Annotated in this window: 16 protein-coding genes and 1 tRNA gene; 3 read left to right on the top strand and 14 right to left on the bottom strand. The window is 69.7% G+C overall.

All coding sequences use genetic code 11. The features are described from left to right. The 13 genes from E1298_RS29885 to E1298_RS29825 form a co-directional block, all read right to left on the bottom strand. On the bottom strand, positions 1-353 hold a 353-nt coding region (locus E1298_RS29885; protein ID WP_243725891.1), incomplete at its 3' end, for an SDR family oxidoreductase. Then, complete coding sequence (gene rfbB / locus E1298_RS29880; protein ID WP_131899121.1) at positions 350-1,354, bottom strand: dTDP-glucose 4,6-dehydratase; 1,005 nt, start codon at positions 1,352-1,354, stop codon at positions 350-352. The genes E1298_RS29885 and rfbB, both read right to left, overlap by 4 nt. After that, on the bottom strand, positions 1,351-2,418 hold the full coding sequence (locus tag E1298_RS29875; RefSeq protein WP_131899129.1) for a glucose-1-phosphate thymidylyltransferase: 1,068 nt from the start codon (positions 2,416-2,418) through the stop codon (positions 1,351-1,353). The genes rfbB and E1298_RS29875 overlap by 4 nt, the downstream gene beginning before the upstream one ends. 187 nt (positions 2,419-2,605) lie before the next feature. After that, positions 2,606-3,868, bottom strand: coding sequence for a sulfate adenylyltransferase subunit 1 (locus E1298_RS29870; protein ID WP_131899127.1), 1,263 nt, complete (start codon positions 3,866-3,868; stop codon positions 2,606-2,608). 23 nt (positions 3,869-3,891) lie between these two features. Continuing rightward, positions 3,892-4,806, bottom strand: a complete 915-nt coding sequence (gene cysD, locus E1298_RS29865; RefSeq protein ID WP_131899119.1) for a sulfate adenylyltransferase subunit CysD — start codon at positions 4,804-4,806, stop codon at positions 3,892-3,894. Between the two features lie 119 nt (positions 4,807-4,925). Next, a complete protein-coding gene (locus E1298_RS29860; protein WP_131899117.1) occupies positions 4,926-5,858 on the bottom strand; it encodes an inositol monophosphatase family protein in 933 nt (310 codons plus the stop codon). A gap of 107 nt (positions 5,859-5,965) precedes the next feature. After that, on the bottom strand, positions 5,966-7,441 hold the full coding sequence (locus tag E1298_RS29855; RefSeq protein WP_131899115.1) for a sugar transferase: 1,476 nt from the start codon (positions 7,439-7,441) through the stop codon (positions 5,966-5,968). A gap of 293 nt (positions 7,442-7,734) precedes the next feature. Further along, positions 7,735-8,310: an aminoacyl-tRNA hydrolase gene (gene pth, locus E1298_RS29850; RefSeq protein ID WP_131899113.1), complete on the bottom strand. Its 576-nt coding sequence runs from the start codon at positions 8,308-8,310 to the stop codon at positions 7,735-7,737. Between the two features lie 111 nt (positions 8,311-8,421). After that, positions 8,422-9,042, bottom strand: a complete 621-nt coding sequence (locus E1298_RS29845; RefSeq protein ID WP_131899111.1) for a 50S ribosomal protein L25/general stress protein Ctc — start codon at positions 9,040-9,042, stop codon at positions 8,422-8,424. Positions 9,043-9,279: 237 nt separating this feature from the next. Further along, positions 9,280-10,260 (bottom strand): ribose-phosphate diphosphokinase, encoded by a 981-nt coding sequence (locus tag E1298_RS29840; RefSeq protein WP_131899109.1) that lies wholly within the window; start codon positions 10,258-10,260, stop codon positions 9,280-9,282. A 219-nt stretch (positions 10,261-10,479) separates the two neighbouring features. After that, positions 10,480-11,976 (bottom strand): bifunctional UDP-N-acetylglucosamine diphosphorylase/glucosamine-1-phosphate N-acetyltransferase GlmU, encoded by a 1,497-nt coding sequence (gene glmU, locus E1298_RS29835; RefSeq protein ID WP_131899107.1) that lies wholly within the window; start codon positions 11,974-11,976, stop codon positions 10,480-10,482. A 172-nt stretch (positions 11,977-12,148) separates the two neighbouring features. After that, a tRNA-Gln gene (locus E1298_RS29830) sits at positions 12,149-12,221 on the bottom strand. A gap of 78 nt (positions 12,222-12,299) precedes the next feature. Continuing rightward, positions 12,300-13,070 carry a hypothetical protein gene (locus tag E1298_RS29825; protein WP_131899105.1) on the bottom strand — a complete coding sequence of 257 codons (771 nt, stop codon included), beginning with the start codon at positions 13,068-13,070 and terminating at the stop codon, positions 12,300-12,302. A gap of 450 nt (positions 13,071-13,520) precedes the next feature. Here E1298_RS29825 and E1298_RS29820 point away from each other — a divergent pair, with 450 nt between their 5' ends. Together E1298_RS29820 and E1298_RS29815 are read left to right on the top strand one after the other, a co-directional pair. Next, entirely contained in the window at positions 13,521-14,471 is a 951-nt protein-coding gene (locus E1298_RS29820) for an acyl-CoA desaturase (protein WP_131899103.1), read from the top strand. A 53-nt stretch (positions 14,472-14,524) separates the two neighbouring features. After that, positions 14,525-15,268 carry a TetR/AcrR family transcriptional regulator gene (locus E1298_RS29815; RefSeq protein ID WP_207944914.1) on the top strand — a complete coding sequence of 248 codons (744 nt, stop codon included), beginning with the start codon at positions 14,525-14,527 and terminating at the stop codon, positions 15,266-15,268. 177 nt (positions 15,269-15,445) lie between these two features. Here the strand turns inward: E1298_RS29815 and E1298_RS29810 are convergent, their stop codons facing one another. Continuing rightward, a complete protein-coding gene (locus tag E1298_RS29810; RefSeq protein ID WP_131899101.1) occupies positions 15,446-16,228 on the bottom strand; it encodes a trans-aconitate 2-methyltransferase in 783 nt (260 codons plus the stop codon). A gap of 93 nt (positions 16,229-16,321) precedes the next feature. On the opposite strand from E1298_RS29810, the gene E1298_RS29805 reads away from it, so the two are divergent. Then, on the top strand, positions 16,322-16,852 hold the full coding sequence (locus E1298_RS29805) for a MarR family winged helix-turn-helix transcriptional regulator (RefSeq protein WP_131899099.1): 531 nt from the start codon (positions 16,322-16,324) through the stop codon (positions 16,850-16,852). The last annotated feature ends 119 nt before the right edge of the window (positions 16,853-16,971 follow it).

Here is a 16,971-nt window from a genome sequence, read left to right as displayed (position 1 = left end):
GCGTCCTCGGGGTGGGGTTCGGTGCCCGTCCCGTCCAGCACGTAGTCGGTGGAGACGTGCACCAGCCGCGCGCCGATCCCGGCGCAGCCCGCGGCGAGCGCCTGCGCGGCGGTGCCGTTGACGGCGAGCGCCTCGTCCTCGCGGGCCTCGGCGTCGTCGACGGCGGTCCAGGCGGCGCAGTTGACGACCACGGACGGACGGTGCCGCCGCAGCGCGGCCGACACCGCGCCCGCGTCGGTGAGGTCCAGCTCGTCCCGCCGCGGCGCCAGGACGTCCTTGAACCCCGCCTCCTCCAGGCGCGCGAGAAGGTCGGTGCCGAGCATCCCCCCGGAACCGGTGACGAGCCAGCTCACCTCGCGTCCTCGGACCGCTTCCTGAGCGGCTCCCACCACGCGCGGTTCTCGGCGTACCAGCGGACGGTCGCGGCCAGACCGTCCTCGAACGGGACCTCCGGGGCGTACCCGAGCGCCCGGAGCCTGGCGTCGGAGAGCGAGTAGCGGCGGTCGTGGCCCTTGCGGTCCTCGACCCGCTCCACCCGGTCCCAGCCCGCGCCGAGCGCGTCCAGGAGGCGCCCGGTCAGCTCCAGGTTCGTCAGCTCCGCCGTCCCGGCGATGTGGTAGACCTCACCCGGCTCGCCCCGCTCGGCGGCCACCTGGATGCCGCGGCAGTGGTCGGCCACATGGATCCAGTCGCGGACGTTCCCGCCGTCCCCGTACAGCGGGACGGTGCGCCCGTCCATCAGGTTGGTGACGAACAGCGGGATGACCTTCTCGGGGTACTGGTACGGCCCGTAGTTGTTGCCGCAGCGCGTGACGCTGACCGGCAGCCCGTGCGTCCGGGCGTACGCACGCGCGATCATGTCGCCGCCCGCCTTGGCGGCCGAGTACGGCGAGTTCGGCGCGAGCGGGGCGTCCTCGTCCCAGGAGCCCTCGTCGACGCTCCCGTACACCTCGTCCGTGGAGACCTGGACGACCCGCGGCGTCCCCGCGTCCAGGCACGCCTGCATCAGCGCCTGGACGCCCAGCACGTTCGTCCGGACGAACTCGCCCGCGCTCGCGATCGACCGGTCCACGTGGGACTCGGCGGCGAAGTTGACGACCACGTCGTGGCCGGGCACCACCTCCGCGAGCAGCGCGGCGTCGCAGATGTCGCCGTGCACGAACGTGTACCGGCCCTCGGCGGGCTCCAGATTCCGCAGGTTGCCCGCGTACGTGAGCCTGTCGAGGACGGTGATCTCGGCGCCCGCCCACGCGGGATACGCCCCGCCCGCCAGCTCCCGCACGTAGTGCGACCCGATGAACCCGGCGCCGCCCGTGACCAGGACCCGGCGCGCGCCGTCGTGTACGGCGCTCACTTGCTGATCTGCACTTTGCTGTGGTCTCCCAATACGAGCCGGTGCGCCTTCGGCACCCGGGGGGCGGGCGTCACCTCCGCCTCCCGGCCGATCAGCGAGCACTCGATGCGCCCGACGCCGTCGATGGACGCGCCGCGCAGCACGATCGAGTACTCGATCTCGCTGTCGATGACCGCGCAGTCGCGGTCGATGGAGGTGAAGGGGCCGAGGTAGGACTGGCGGACGACGGAGCCGGCGCCGACGATGACCGGACCGACGATCCGCGACCCGGCGACGCGCGCGCCCTTCTCCACCACCACCCGGCCGATCAGCTCGCTCACCGCGTCCACCTCGCCCTCCACCCGGGGCTCGACGCCCTCCAGGACGAGCCGGTTGACCTCCAGCATGTCGGTGACGTTGCCGGTGTCCTTCCAGTAGCCGGTGATCACCGTGGACTCGACCCGGTGGCCCCGGTCGATCAGCCACTGGATGGCGTCGGTGATCTCCAGCTCGTTGCGGCGGGACGGCCGCAGCGCGGCGACGGCCTCGTGCACGGCCGGACTGAACAGGTACACGCCCACGAGCGCGAGATCGCTCTTGGGGAACTCCGGCTTCTCCTCCAGCGCGACCACGCGGCCGTCGCCGTCGAGCTCCGCGACGCCGAAGGCGCGCGGATCCGACACGTGGGTGAGCATGATCTGGGCCTGCGGTCGCTCCTTGCGGAATCGGTCCACCAGCCCGTCGATGCCGCCGACGACGAAGTTGTCGCCCAGGTACATCACGAAGTCGTCGCCGCCGAGGTACTCGCGCGCGATGAGCACGGCGTGGGCCAGCCCGCGCGGCGCGTCCTGCCTGAGGTAGGTCACCTCCAGGCCGAACTCCGACCCGTCGCCGACCGCCCGGCGGATCTCCGCCTCGGTGTCGCCGACGACCATGCCGACCTCGCGGATCCCCGCGTCCCTGATCGACTCCAGCCCGTAGAACAGCACCGGCTTGTTGGCGACGGGCACCAGCTGCTTCGCGGAGGTGTGGGTGATCGGCCGCAGCCGCGACCCGGCGCCGCCCGCCAGGACGAGGGCCTTCACGAGGCGGCCGAGCCGCTCGGTCCCGGGGGGAGGGGATCGTTCAAGGGGGACTCCAGTCATACCGGACGCCAGGGGACGGACAACCGAGATTACCGGCACATCCCGCCCGCCGACGCCACGGCGTCCGGCACCGGCCCGGGACGTCCGGCACTGGCCTTCACCTTGCGGAACGCCCCGGACCCGCCACCTACCGCACGCTGGTGATCATCCCGGCGGCGACGGTGTTGTTGGTGGCCTCGTCGATCAGGATGAACCCGCCCGTGAGCCGGTTGCGGCCGTAGTCGTCCACGAACAGCGGCTGCGTCACCCGCAGCGACACCCGGCCGATCTCGTTCAGCCCCAGGCCGCCGGCCTGCTCGTCGCGGTGCAGGGTGTTGACGTCCAGCCGGTACAGCAGCTCCTTCACCATGACCTTCGCCGTCCGGGTCGTGTGCTTGATCACCAGCTTGGTGCGCGGCGCCAGCGGCCGGTCCGGGGTCATCCAGCACACCAGCGCGTCGATGTCCTGCGCGACCTCGGGCCGGTTCCCGGGACGGGCGATCATGTCGCCGCGGGAGATGTCGATGTCGTCGGCCAGCCGCAGCGTGACCGACATCGGCGCGAACGCCTCGGCGACCGGGCCGTGCGGGCCGTCGATATGAGTGATCGTGGTGGTCAGCCCCGACGGCAGGTGCACCACCTCGTCGCCCGGCTTCAGCACCCCGCCCGCGACCTGCCCGGCGTACCCCCGGTAGTCGTGCAGCGCCGGGTCGGTGGAGGCGTGCGGCCGGATCACGTACTGCACCGGGAACCGCACATCGATCAGGTTGCGGTCCGAGGCGATGTGGACGTGCTCCAGATGGTGCAACAGCGACGACCCCTCGTACCAGGGCATGTTCACGCTGCGCTCCACCACGTTGTCGCCGTGCAGCGCCGACAGCGGGATGAAGGTCAGGTCGGTCACCTCCAGCTTGGAGGCGAACGAGGTGAACTCGTCCACGATCCGCTCGTAGACGTCCTGGTCGTAGCCGACCAGGTCCATCTTGTTCACCGCCACCACCAGGTGCGGCACCTGGAGCAGGGTGGTCAGGAACGCGTGCCGCCGGGACTGCTCCAGGATGCCCTTGCGGGCGTCCACCAGGATGATCGCCAGGTCGGCGGTGGACGCGCCGGTCACCATGTTGCGGGTGTACTGGATGTGCCCGGGGGTGTCGGCGATGATGAACTTGCGGCGCGGCGTCGCGAAGTAGCGGTACGCCACGTCGATGGTGATGCCCTGCTCCCGCTCGGCCCGCAGCCCGTCGGTCAGCAGCGCCAGGTTGGTGTACTCCTCGCCCCGGTCGGCACTGGTGCGCTCCACCGACTCCAACTGGTCCTCGAAGATCGACTTGGAGTCGAACAGCAGCCGCCCGATGAGGGTGGACTTGCCGTCGTCGACGCTGCCCGCGGTGGCGAACCGCAGGATGTCCATCTGCTTGGCAGAGCTGCCGGCCATCAGAAGTAGCCTTCCTTCTTGCGGTCCTCCATGGCGGCCTCGCTGGCCCGGTCGTCGGCGCGGGTCTGGCCACGCTCGGTGATCCGCGTCGCCGCGATCTCCTCGATGACCTGCTCCAGCGTCGCCGCGTTCGACTTCACCGCGCCCGTGCACGACGCGTCGCCGACCGTCCGGTAGCGGACGGTGGCCTCGAACGCCGGCTCGTCCTCGCCCCGGTTGGCGTACGGCAGGTCGGCCAGCAGCATCCCGTCGCGCTCGAACACCCGCCGGGAGTGCGCGAAGTAGATCGAGGGCAGCTCCAGCTCCTCACGGCGCACATAGTCCCAGATGTCCAGCTCGGTCCAGTTCGACAGCGGGAACACCCGAACGTGCTCACCCCGGCGGATCCGCGTGTTGAACAGGTTCCACAGCTCGGGCCGCTGGTTCTTGGGATCCCACTGCCCGAACTCGTCCCGGAACGACACGACCCGCTCCTTGGCGCGCGCCTTCTCCTCGTCGCGGCGGGCACCGCCGAACGCCGCGTCGAACTCCTGCGCCTCGATCGCGTCCAGCAGCGTGACGGTCTGCAGCCGGTTGCGGGACGCGCGGCGGCCCGTCTCCTCCACCACCCGCCCGCTGTCGATCGACTCCTGGACGGAGGCGACCACCAGCCGGACCCCGAGCTCGGCGACCCGCCGGTCCCGGTACTCGATCACCTCGGGGAAGTTGTGCCCGGTGTCGACGTGCATCACCGGGAACGGGATCGGCGCGGGCCAGAACGCCTTCTGCGCCAGCCGCAGCATGACGATGCTGTCCTTACCGCCCGAGAACAGCAGCACCGGCCGCTCGAACTCGGCCGCCACCTCCCGGATGATATGGATCGACTCGGCCTCAAGGACGTCAAGCTGGGACAACAGGTAATCGGAACGCTGCATGGTCTGGGGTTCTCTCCACGCTGGTCTGGCAGATGCACCGATGGCACGGGGACTGACGCCGCCCACACCGGTCTGGAACGCACGCCCGCCGGGATTTCGTCCCGCCGGGTCGGGCGGGGTCACTCCGGCAGGGCGCCGCCCACATCCCGGATGCCGGTCAGCAGCGTCGACGCCGACACGGGGTGGCACACCAGGATATCCGGCAACCGGGGGTCCTCCCGGTTGTAGGCCAGCGGCGCCCCGTCCACCCGCGAGGCATGGGCGCCCGCGGCGAGCGCCACGGCCGCCGGGGCGGCCGAGTCCCACTCGTACTGGCCGCCCGCGTGCACGTAGGCGTCGACCTCGCCGAGCAGCACCGCGGAGATCTTCGCCCCCGCCGAGCCGATCGGCACCAGCTCCACGTCCAAGTCCAGCTTCCCGGCCAGCACCCGCACGAACTCCGGCGGCCGCGTCCGGCTCACCGCGACGCGCAGCTTCCCGGCCTCGGGCGCGGGGGCGTGCAGCGGCACCTCGCGGGGCAGATCCCGCCCCGTCGCCGTCAGGAGAGGCTCCCCCGGGTCGTCCCGGACCAGCAGCGCCCCGCCCGTCGCGGCCGTCCGCAGGATCAGGCCCTGCGCGGGCAGCGCCACCGCCCCGGCGGCCAGCCGCCCGCCCCCACCGGGCAGGCGCTCCCACAGCGCCACATGGACGGCCCAGTCGCGGCGGCCCTCCTCGGAGAACTCACGCGTCCCGTCGAGGGGGTCCACGATCCACACGCGCCCGGCGGTGAGCCGCTCGGCGTCGGCGGTGTTGCGCGTCGGGGCCCGGTCCGCGCCCCGCGCGCGCTTGCCGGCGACCGAGGAGCGGCCTTCTTCGGAGAGGACGGCGTCGCCGGGACAGCGCTCGACCAGCGCCGCCATGAGGTACTCGTGCGCCCGCAGGTCGCCCGTGTCCTTCAAGGCCCGCGCGTCGGCGAAGCCCACCTCGTCCCGCACGCCCAGCAGCAGGCGCCCCGCCGCCCCGGCGAGCTCCGCCGCCAGCGCGTGGTCGTCCGCCACCGCAGTCTCCGTCATCCGTCGATCACATTCCCGGCTCGTTGGGTCTGCCCCGCCTACCGTCTCATGGATACCCCACCGCGCCCGAAACCAGGGGGAGGGCGGGCAGGGAGAGTCAATAGCCGTCAGTAGGCGCCCGCGCCCCGGAACACCGCGGACCACGTCTTCCACATGATCTGCAGGTCGAGGGCCAGCGACCAGTTGTCGACATAGCGCAGATCGAGCCGGACCGACTCCTCCCACGTCAGGTCGGAGCGGCCGCTGACCTGCCAGAGCCCCGTCAGGCCCGGCTTCACCACCAGCCTGCGGTAGACGTCGCCGCCGTACTGGGCGACCTCCTCCGGCAGCGGCGGCCGCGGGCCCACCAGCGACATGTCACCGCGCACCACGTTGAACAGCTGCGGCAGCTCGTCCAGGGAGTAGCGGCGCAGCCAGCGCCCGACCCGCGTGATCCGCGGATCCTCCTTGATCTTGAACAGCACGCCGTCGTTCTCGTTGCGCTCCAGCAGCGCGCTCTTGCGGGCCTCCGCGTCCTGCACCATCGTGCGGAACTTCAGCACGGTGAACTCGCGGCCCCCGCGCCCGACCCGGACCTGCCGGAACATCACCGGACCCGCGCTCGTCGCCTTGATCAGGAACGCGACGACCGCCAGCAGCGGGCTCAGCAGGACCAGCCCGCTCAGCGCGGCCGCCCGGTCGAACAGGCCCTTCATCATCTTGCGCCCGCCGGTCAGCTCCGGATGCTCGACGTGCAGCAGCGGCAGCCCCGACACCGGCCTGATCGAGATCCGCGGGCCCGTCACGTCCATCAGCGCAGGCGCGACCACCAGCTCGACATCGTCCCGCTCGATCTGCCACGCCAGGCGCCGCAGCGCCACCCCGTCCATCTCCGGACACGCCAGGACGGCCACGGAGTCCGCGCCGATCCGGTCGGCGACCGCGGCGGCCTGGCTGAAATCACCCAGCACCGGCACACCCTCGACCTCGCTGACCGCGTCGTCGCCCGCCACCAGCGCCGACGGCAGGCACACCGCCGCGATGCTCATCCCGTGGTAGCGCTTCTGCCGCAGCAGCCGGATCAGGTCGGCGACCGACGTGCGGTGCCCGACCGCCACCACCCGCCGCATGCACTCGCCGTTCCAGCGCTTGCGGTGCAGCCACTTGCGCAGCCGGTACCGGGCCACCAGGTTGAGGAACGTGCCCAGCGGCATCGCCATCACCACATACCCGCGCGCCACCTCGGTCTTCGTGGCGTAGGCGAGGATCGCCAGCGTCGCGGTGAACACGAACCCCGCGCGCAGGACGCGGTGGAACTCCTCATAACCCACGCCGATGTACCGCGGCTGGTAGGCCCGGCACAGCATCAGCAGCGGCACCCACAGCACGGGCAGCACGAGCGTCAGCACCATGTACGGCACCGTCGGCTCGCTGGGCACGCCCGGGAAGCGGAGCACGAACGCGATCCCGCCCGCCGCCAGCATGCTGAGGAAGTCGAGGGCGCCGGCGAACCGGCGGTACCATCCGCTCCAGCTCTGCGACTGCGGGCGACGTTGATCGTGGCGGATCGGTGACTCGGCCTGAACCTTGTCAACGACGGCCATACGCCCTCACCAACCCTTGTAACGCGCGCCCCGGTAAGCCCGATCCACCACGAAGACGGCTGAACGGCGCTTTAGGTTCACAAACAACTTGAACCCCGACTGTGTTGCATCTTACGAGCGCATTGCCCCCAACGCGGGCCGAAGCCCCGCTTCGCGTCAAACCGGCCACGACCGGTCACCCCATCGCTACAGCGAAGGCGCTCCCCGGCGCCCGAAACAGCTTGTCACAGGCGTGAACGACGATCCGCCCCGACTGGGGTAGAGGTTCCCTACTGCCCCGCACGAGTGAAGAATCAGACCGCGTGGTAAGCGTTCTGGGCCGCACCGAGGCCGCCGGCCAACAGCGCCTCCACCGCGTCCGCCGCCCGCCCGACCTCCAGACCCAGCTCCTTGCGCTCGGCCGCCGAGAAGTCCTTCAACACGAACGCGGCCGCGTCCATCCGCCCGAGCGGCCGGCCCACACCGAACCGGACCCGCAGGTACTCCTTCTCACCCAGCGACCTCGTGATCGACCGCAGCCCGTTGTGGCCGCCGTCACCGCCGCCCTGCTTCAACCGCACCGCCCCGTACGGAATGTCCAGCTCGTCATGGACGACGACGAGCCGCCCCAAAGGCACCTTGTAGAAGTCCCGGAGATTCTTCACCGGCCCGCCCGACTCGTTCATGAACGTGCGCGGCTTCGCCAGCACCACACGCACACCCCCCAGCCGGCCCTCCAGCACCTCCGACCGCGACCTGTGCGACTTGAACCTCCCCCCGGCCCGCCCCGCCAGGACGTCGAGCACCATGAAACCGGCGTTGTGCCGATTGCCGGCATACGACGGGCCCGGATTGCCCAGCCCCACCACCAGCCAGAGGTCAGCGCTCACACCAACTCCCCAATCCGATCCCGAAAGCCGCGGCCCCCACCGGTGCGCACACCGGCGGGGGCCGTGAAGAACCGTCCGGGGCGGCCGTCATCCGACGCCCCGGCCACTCGGCTACTCGGCGGCGGCCTCGCCCTCACCCTCGGCGGCCTCGCCCTCACCCTCGGGCTCGGCCTCGACCTCCGGCTCGGTCGACACGGTCGCGTCGACGATCTGGACGATCAGCGTCTCCTCGTCGGCCGCCAGCGTCGTGCCCGACGGCAGCTCCAGGTCCCGGGCGAGCACCTGCGTGTCGATCGGCAGGCCGGTGATGTCGAGGTCGACCGACTCGGGGATGTGGGTCGCCTCGGCCTCCACCGAGATCTGCACCTCCGTCTGCACGAGCCGGGCACCCGGGAGCACATCACCGACCACGTTGACGGGCAGATCGACCGTCACCTTCTCGCCCCGCTTGACCAGCAGCAGGTCGACATGCTCCAGGAACCCCTTGATCGGGTCCCGCTGGACGTCCTTCGGCAGCGCCAGCTCCGCGCCGTCGCCGACACCCTCGATCGTCAGCAGCACGTTCGGGGTCTTGAGCGCGAGCATCAGCTCGTGCCCCGGCAGGGAGATGTGCTGGGGATCGGTGCCGTGACCGTAGAGGACGGCGGGCACCTTGCCGGCCCGGCGGGTGCGCCGCGCGGCACCCTTACCGAACTCGGTGCGCGGCTCGGCGGCAATGCGTACCTCGGACACGGCGAAAACTCCTCGTTGTTGCGATCCACGGCCGTCCAGCATGGACGTCCGCTACGGACAGAGCGAATCAGGCGTTGCTCGATGCGTCAGGCGCCTCGAAGATTCTTTGCGTTCCCCAGGGAGTGCGGGGCCTGTACTGGCACCGCACTGAACAACCCAAGGCATACGCGGATTCATCAAGTCTAGCCGATTGTCGTAATGCGCAACGCCAGTGGGCCCGCAACGGACGGCCCCGGCTCAGCTGTGCCCGCCGAACAGGCTGGTCACCGACCCGTCACTGAACACCTCGTTGATCGCACGCGCGACCAGCGGAGCGATCGACAACACCGTGAGCTTGTCGAACTGCTTCTCCTCCGGGATCGGCAGCGTATTGGTCAGCACCACCTCGGAGATCCGCGAGTTCTTCAACCGGTCGACCGCCGGCCCCGACAGCACACCGTGCGTCGCCGCGACCACGACCTTCGCCGCGCCGTTATCGAACAGCGCGTCCGCCGCCTTCACGATCGTCCCACCGGTGTCGATCATGTCGTCCACCACGACACAGGTGCGGCCCGCGACCTCGCCGACCACATCGAAGACCTTCACCTCGTTCGCCACGTCCGGGTCCCGCTTCTTGTGGATGATCGCCATCGGCACGCCGCCGAGCCGGTCACTCCACCGCTCGGTCACCCGCACCCGCCCCGCGTCCGGCGCCACCACCGTGACCCGCGAGGTGTCCAGCCGGCTCTCGAAGTGCTGCGCCAGCAGGTCGAGCGCGAACAGATGATCCACCGGACCGTCGAAGAAACCCTGGATCTGCGCCGTGTGCAGATCCACCGTGATCAACCGGTCCGCGCCCGCCGTCTTGAACAGATCCGCCATCAGCCGCGCCGAGATCGGCTCCCGGCCGCGGTGCTTCTTGTCCTGCCGCGCATACCCGAAGAACGGCGCCACCACGGTGATCCGCTTGGCCGACGCGCGCTTCAACGCGTCCACCATGATCAACTGCTCCATGATCCACTGATTGATGGGAGCTGTGTGGCTCTGGATCACGAAGGCGTCGGAGCCCCGGACCGACTCAAGGAACCGCACGAACGTCTCGCCGTTGGCGAAGTCGTACGCGGACGTCGGCGTGAGGTCGACGTGGAGGTTGTCGGCTACTTCCTTGGCCAGGTCCGGGTGGGCTCGGCCGGTGAAGAGCATCAGCTTCTTCTGACCGCTCGCTTTGATCCCACTCACCTCTGACAACTCCCCCTCAATGGAACGGTGCCTTCACGTGGGTGTCGTCCCCACTCACCGCGCACCACAAGAACCCTCGCGCCGCGCGGTCGTCTGTTGTCCGTGCTCGTCTCTTATCGGTGTGGGACGCCACTGTCCCTCCACCTCCCCGCCACAGGGCGGGGCAGTCTTCGAACGCGGCCGGAACCCCGGCCGCCGGCGCCTACCGGAGCGCGCCCGTCACGCGCCGCCGCCCTCGCCGGCGGCGCCCTCACCGGCGGCGCCACTGCCGCCGGCCTCGGCGCCGTCCGCCGCCTCCCGGGCACGGCGCGCCGCCTCAGCCGCCGGAGAACCCGGCCGCTTGTGCTCGACCCACCCCTCGATGTTGCGCTGCCGCGCCCGCGCGACGCCCATCGCCCCGGGCGGAACGTCCTGGACGATGACCGACCCGGCCGCCGTGTACGCACCGTCCCCGATGGTCACCGGCGCCACGATCATGTTGTCGCTGCCCACCTTGACATGCGAGCCGATCACGCTGCGATGCTTGGCGACCCCGTCATAGTTCACGAACACCGAACTGGCGCCGATATTGGAGCCCGCCCCGATCTCGGCGTCGCCCACATAGGTGAGGTGCGGCACCTTCGAGCCCTCGCCGATCTCGGCGTTCTTGGTCTCCACGTACGTCCCGACCTTCGCCTTGCGCGCAAGACGCGTCCCAGGCCGCAGGTAGGCGTAGGGCCCCACCGACGCCTCCGCGCCGATCTCCGCCCCGGCGCACACGGCGTTGACCACCACGGCCCCGGCACCGACCACCGTGTCCGTCAGAGTGGAGTTCGGCCCGACCCGCGCGCCCTCCCCCAGGTGCGTGCGGCCGTGCAGCTGCGTGCCCGGAAGGACCTCGGCGTCCCGCTCGGCGGTCACCTCCACGTCGATCCACGTCGTCGCCGGGTCGACGACCGTGACCCCGGCCCGCATGTGGGCCTCCAGGATCCGGTCGTTCAGCTGCCGCCGCGCCTGCGCGAGCTGCACCTTGTCGTTCACGCCCTGGGTCTCCACCCAGTCCGCGGTCAGATGCGCCCCCGCCCGGTGCCCGTCGCCGCGCAGAATCGCCACGACATCGGTGAGGTACTCCTCACCCTTGGCGTTGTCGGTGGTCACGCGCTTGAGCGCGTCCTCCAGCAGGGCCCCGTCGAAGGCGTACATCCCGACATTGATCTCGTTGATGGCCCGCTGCGCCTCGTCGGCGTCCTTGTGCTCGACGATCGCGGCGACGCTGCCGTCCTCCGCCCGGACCATCCGCCCGTAACCGGTCGCGTCGGGCATCTCCGTGGTCAGGACGGTCGCCGCGTTCCCCTCGTCCTCATGCGTCCGGACGAGCGCCGCGAGCGTCTCCCCGCGCAGCAGCGGGTGATCGCCGTTCGTGACCACCACGGTGCCCGACAGGGCGCCGGTCTGCTCCAGCGCCATGCGCACGGCATGCCCGGTGCCGCCCTGCCGCTCCTGGACGGCGGACTCGGCGTCCGGCACATGCTCGGCGAGATGCGCGACGACCTGCTCCCGCCGGTGGCCCACGACCACGACGAGCCGCTCGGGCTCCAGCTCGCGCGCGGCGGCCAGCACGTGGCCGAGCATGGACCGCCCGCAGAGCTCATGGAGCACCTTCGAGGTGCTGGACTTCATCCGGGTGCCCTCGCCCGCGGCGAGAACGATGACGGCGGCCGGGCGGCTGGCGCTCACTAGGAGGCTCCTCGGCATCGCGGACGGGGATCGGTTTCGGGTGCGGGCCAAGCCGCCCACCCGCCACAGCGAAGCAGGTCACAGCATGCCCGACACCGGGAAGGATACCGCCCGGCGCCCACCTGTCACCCGCCGCCCACCCGACTACCCCAAACTCGGACATTTCCGACAGTTCCGCCGCTAGGACTCGAACCTAGACTCTTCTGGACCAAAACCAGCTGCGTTGCCATTTACGCCACGGCGGACCAGCAGGTCCCGACCTTCCAGGTGGGGACCTGCTGGGCCCACGATACCGGGCGGCGGGGACACCGCCCTACATCAATTCATCGGGGCATGCCATGCTCCGCGATGATCCTGCTGACGGCCTCGTCGGAACGACTGATCAGACGAGTGCGGGCGGCCTCACCTCCCAGGAGGGCGCCGTAAGCCCACCCCTCGATGCGTCGGTACAGATCCGCTCCTTTCCGCACGGTGATCTGCACGCACCCTCGATACTCGTCGACGAGGTTCTTCCTGTTGGTCTTGGGGTTGTGCCGCTTGACCGTCGGCTTCCTGAAGTCTTCGACCGGGGTTCCGGTCCACTCGCTCCACCACTTGGTGGCCTCGGCGATGTCGGCCGTCTCGTGGATGTGCAGCCTGAACTGGATGCGGTCTCGTGAGACGCCCGCCGTCTCCAGGAAGCGGAGGAAGAAGGCGATCAGGGCCGGGTCACTGTTGATGAATGACACCTTCTCCGAACGCCTGTAGATCTTGTCTTTGGACCCTTCGCACCAGTACACCAGCGCGCCGGCGAGCAGCGTTTCACGCTCGTCGAGCTCTCCCATCTCGGCGCACGCGGCGAGCTTGACCTCATGCCGCTCGCGCTCGGTGGCGATGTGGTAAGGCTCCCAGCGCGCCTTCCACATGGCCGCGACCCGTTCCTGCCGGTAGCCCGGCCGAGGCGGCGCGGGCACGTCGCGTAACCACAGCGAGCAGGTGCTTATGGAGATATTCAGGGACCCGGCGATCTCTCGGTAGGTCCAGCCTTGGGTGCGCAGGTCGATGGCCTTGGACTTGAGGTTGTTCCGGATCTCATCCGGCATTGGTCCGCTCATGGGGCAACGATACCAGCGATTTTAACTCTTCGTATCCAGTTCGTTGCTTAGTGCAATGTCATGCTGTGGTCGATGTGCCCGAATCGGTTTAGGACGTCCAGTACGGAGCAAGCCATCTCCGTGTCGTCCGACCAGACCCAGGGGCGGGCGGCAGGCGGGTCTCCGCGGAGACGTGCCGGTTGGCGAGGATGCAGGACTGGTCCCCGAAGGCGTCGGCGACCGACGGCCCGGTCAGCGAACTCATGGCGCGCGCCGAGCGTTCTTCCTGGGTGAGGGCCATCTCTTCGTCCCTTCCGCGGGTGATCTGTCGCACAACAGAGCAGCAAGAGAGTCTTGTGAACCATGAGGCAGATTCACACCGATTTTACCCGGCGCCCCTTTCTAACTTACGGTTCCGTAGGTTACGTTGGCGTAGGTAAGGCTCTCCCGAGTAACAGGAAGCGGTGACGCATGACGGCCCCGGCCATCGACCCCCCTCGTCCACAGACACGACCCGAACTCGACTCCCATCGCCAAGGCAACGCTGAGCGCCTGCTCGTCGCCGTCTTCACCGGTGTCCCGTTCCTGGCCCTGTTCGTGGCCGTTCCACTCGCCTGGGGCAGGTTCCTCGGCTGGACCGACATCGCGCTCACGGCGGTCTTCTACGTGCTCTCCGCCGGGGGGATCACCGTGGGCTACCACCGCTACTTCACGCACGGCTCGTTCAAGGCCAAGCGTCCTTTGAAGATCTTCATGGCGCTGGCCGGGAGCCTGGCGATCGAGGGGCCCGTCATCACCTGGGTCGCCGACCACCGGCGCCATCACAAGCACTCCGACAAGGAGATGGACCCTCACTCGCCCTGGCGTTTCGGCAACGATTGGAAGGCGCTCACCAAGGGTCTTGCGTGGGCGCACTACGGCTGGCTGTTCGACGCCAATCGGACGTCGAAGCCCCGGTTCGCCAAGGACCTGCTGAGCGACCGGGACATGACCCGTATCCACCGCTGGTTCCCGGGCCTGGTCGCGGTCTCGTTCCTGCTGCCCGCCGCGATCGGCGGCCTTGTCACCATGTCGTGGCTGGGCTTCTTCACGGCCCTGTTCTGGGCCGGCTTCGTCCGGATCACGCTCGTCCAACATGTGACCTGGTCGATCAACTCGATCTGCCACACGTTCGGCAAGGAGGAGTTCGAGGTCCGCGACAAGTCCCGCAACGTGTGGTGGCTGGCCATCCCGTCCCTCGGCGAGTCCTGGCACAACCTGCACCATTCCGACCCGACCTGCGCGCGCCACGGCGTCCTCAAGGGGCAGGTCGACATCAGTGCGCGCATCATCTGGGCGTTCGAGAAGGCGGGCTGGGCGTACGACGTCCGCTGGCCGAACACGGGCAGGCTCGCGGCCAAGCGCACCGAGCAGGCTCCTTGACCGCCACAATTGAACCCGTGACGGAACCGGCTCCCAGAATCCGCAGAAAGCGCATGACAGGCAAGGAACGGCGCGAGCAGCTCCTTGACATCGGACGGACGCTGTTCGCCCAGCGCGGGCTGGACGGCACGTCGGTGGAGGAGATCGCCGCTGCAGCGGGGGTGTCCAAGCCCGTGGTGTACGAGCACTTCGGCGGCAAGGAGGGGCTGTACGCGGTCGTGGTGGATCGCGAGTTCGAGAGGCTTCTGAGCCTCGTCACCGAGGCGCTGAACTCGGCGGTGCATTACCGGGGCAAGCTGGAGAAGGCCGCGCTGGCCCTGCTGGAGTACATCGAGGGTCATCCCGACGGGTTCCGGATCCTGGTCCGCGACTCCCACGGCGGTACCGGTACGGGCAGCTACGCCAGCCTGCTGAGCGAGATCGCCGGCGAGGTCGAGCACATACTGGCCCAGGAGTTCGACCGCCACGGCTACGACGACAAGTTCGCCCCGATGTACGCGCAGAGCCTTGTGGGCATGGTCGCGCTGACCGGCCAGTGGTGGCTGGACGTCCGCAAGCCCCGCCGGGAGGAGGTCGCGGCCCACGTGGTCAACCTCGCTTGGAACGGGTTGTCCGGTCTGGAGCCCCGCCCGTCTCTGGATCCCCGCCGCCGTCGCAAGGAGATGGAGCGGTTGGAGAAGCGCGCGGAGAAGGCGGCGGCCAAGGCGGAGAAGGCCGAGGAGAAGGCGGCGGCGAGGGCCGAGAAGGCTCAGCGCAGGGGACGCCGTGAGCTTGACGGCGAGTCTTTGGAGGGGTGAACCGGTGGCCGTTCGGAGTTCGTCCGTACGGCCACCGGCCGGGGTCGCCGCCGTCGGGTTTCGACGCCGGGGTTTGTAGGGCCGTGTCTTTGGCGCGGCCTTGGGTGCCGCCTGCCGTCCGGGCTGGCACACCGCAGGGGAACGAGTCGCTTCGCTCGGACGGCGGGCGGCACCTGTCTAGGGGGCGTTCTTTCTGGCGACTACGAACACCCGGCGGAACGGGAAAATGGTTCCGTAGGGCGCGACGGGGTAGGCGTCCCTGAGCAGTTGCCGGTATTCGTCAAGGAAGTCCTCTGCGTCCGTTCCCAGTGCGGAGAGCACGGGTCTCAACGTGCTTCCCTTGACCCACTCGAATACTGGGTCGTCTCCGTGGAGGACCTGTGTGTAGGTCGTCTCCCAGGCGTCCACGGCGTGGCCGTGCCGTGCCAGTAGATCGAGGTATCCTGTCGGGCCGAGGACCGGGTCGGCCCGCGGGATGTCCCGGATCCGCTCGATCCATTTGGGCGACCGGCACAGTTCCCGAAGCAGCACGTGGCTGGGGGCGCCGAAATTTCCGGGCACTTGGAAGGCCAGCCGTCCTCCGGGGGCGAGGGCGTCGATCCATTGCGGGAGCAGTTCCAGGTGCTCGGGGACCCAATGCAGGACGGCGTTGGAGACGACGACGTCCACGGGTTCGGGTCGCCAGGAGGCCACGTCCGCGACCTCGAAGGCGAGCCGTCCGGGGATCTCGTGGGCTCTGGCCGCGGCGATCATCTCGGGAGAGCTGTCGATGCCCTGCACCACGGCGTCCGGCCATCTCGCCGCGAGCGTCGCGGTCAGTTCGCCCGATCCGCATCCGAGGTCGACGACATGGCCGGGTTCCGCGCCGCCGATCCGTCCGATCAGTTCGGCGAACGGTCTGGCGCGCTCGTCTCCGAAGATCCCGTACTGTGCGGGGTCCCATACGGCTTCTCTCGACATCAAGACATATGATGCCCGGCCCCTATCTTGATGTCAAGAAACCAAGGAGCGCCGCGACAGTCTTCTCGATATCAAGACAGGTAGGGTGTCGGCATGGAGGATGAGGTCGACCGGCTGGTCGGGGCCTGGAACGCGGAGCGTCCGGATCTCGACGTGCGGCCGTTGCACGTCCTCAGCCGGGTCTCGCGGCTGGCGCGGCACCTGGACCGCGCCCGGCGGGCGGTGTTCGTGGCGCACGACCTGGAGTCGTGGGAGTTCGACGTGCTGACCGCACTGCGCAGGGCGGGCGGCCCGTACGAGCTGAGCCCGGGGCGGCTCCTGCGGGCGACGCTGGTGACGTCGGGGACCATGACGAACCGGATCGACCGGCTGGCGGCGGCCGGGCTGGTCGAGCGGCATCCCGATCCGCAGGACAAGCGCGGCGTGCTGGTGCGGCTGACCCCGGCGGGCATGACGCGGGTGGACGCGGCGTTCGCCGACCTCCTCGACCGGGAGCAGGCGATCCTGGAAGGCCTCAGCCCGGACCAGCGGGAGGCGCTGGCGGACCTGCTGCGCACCCTCCTCGTCCCGTTCGATTCCAGCACCGAGGCGCGCCCGGCCGCCCAGCCCCCGCAGGCCCTGTAGCCCTCAGCTCGTGTCGACCGAGCGCTGCTGGCCGGGGTAGCCGGGCTTCTGCTCGGGGAGGCCGACCATCTCGTCGTCCAGGGTTCCGGCGGTCAGGGGCCTGGCCGGCGGCTCGGGGG

Origin of the sequence: Actinomadura rubrisoli (assembly GCF_004349215.1) — a bacterium.
Lineage (GTDB): Bacteria > Actinomycetota > Actinomycetes > Streptosporangiales > Streptosporangiaceae > Spirillospora > Spirillospora rubrisoli.
Note: the sequence above shows the minus strand (reverse complement) of the source record. Positions and strands in the feature narration are given on the sequence as shown.

What these genes read in the sequence shown, in the direction of transcription:
- E1298_RS29870 (WP_131899127.1), bottom strand. Translation starts at nt 3,868, where the DNA reads ATGGACATCCTGCGGTTCGCCACCGCGGGCAGCGTCGACGACGGCAAG.
- cysD (WP_131899119.1), bottom strand. Translation starts at nt 4,806, where the DNA reads ATGCAGCGTTCCGATTACCTGTTGTCCCAGCTTGACGTCCTTGAGGCC.
- E1298_RS29860 (WP_131899117.1), bottom strand. Translation starts at nt 5,858, where the DNA reads ATGACGGAGACTGCGGTGGCGGACGACCACGCGCTGGCGGCGGAGCTC.
- E1298_RS29855 (WP_131899115.1), bottom strand. Translation starts at nt 7,441, where the DNA reads ATGGCCGTCGTTGACAAGGTTCAGGCCGAGTCACCGATCCGCCACGAT.
- E1298_RS29825 (WP_131899105.1), bottom strand. Translation starts at nt 13,070, where the DNA reads ATGAGCGGACCAATGCCGGATGAGATCCGGAACAACCTCAAGTCCAAG.
- E1298_RS29820 (WP_131899103.1), top strand. Translation starts at nt 13,521, where the DNA reads ATGACGGCCCCGGCCATCGACCCCCCTCGTCCACAGACACGACCCGAA.
- E1298_RS29815 (WP_207944914.1), top strand. Translation starts at nt 14,525, where the DNA reads ATGACAGGCAAGGAACGGCGCGAGCAGCTCCTTGACATCGGACGGACG.
- E1298_RS29810 (WP_131899101.1), bottom strand. Translation starts at nt 16,228, where the DNA reads ATGTCGAGAGAAGCCGTATGGGACCCCGCACAGTACGGGATCTTCGGA.
- E1298_RS29805 (WP_131899099.1), top strand. Translation starts at nt 16,322, where the DNA reads ATGGAGGATGAGGTCGACCGGCTGGTCGGGGCCTGGAACGCGGAGCGT.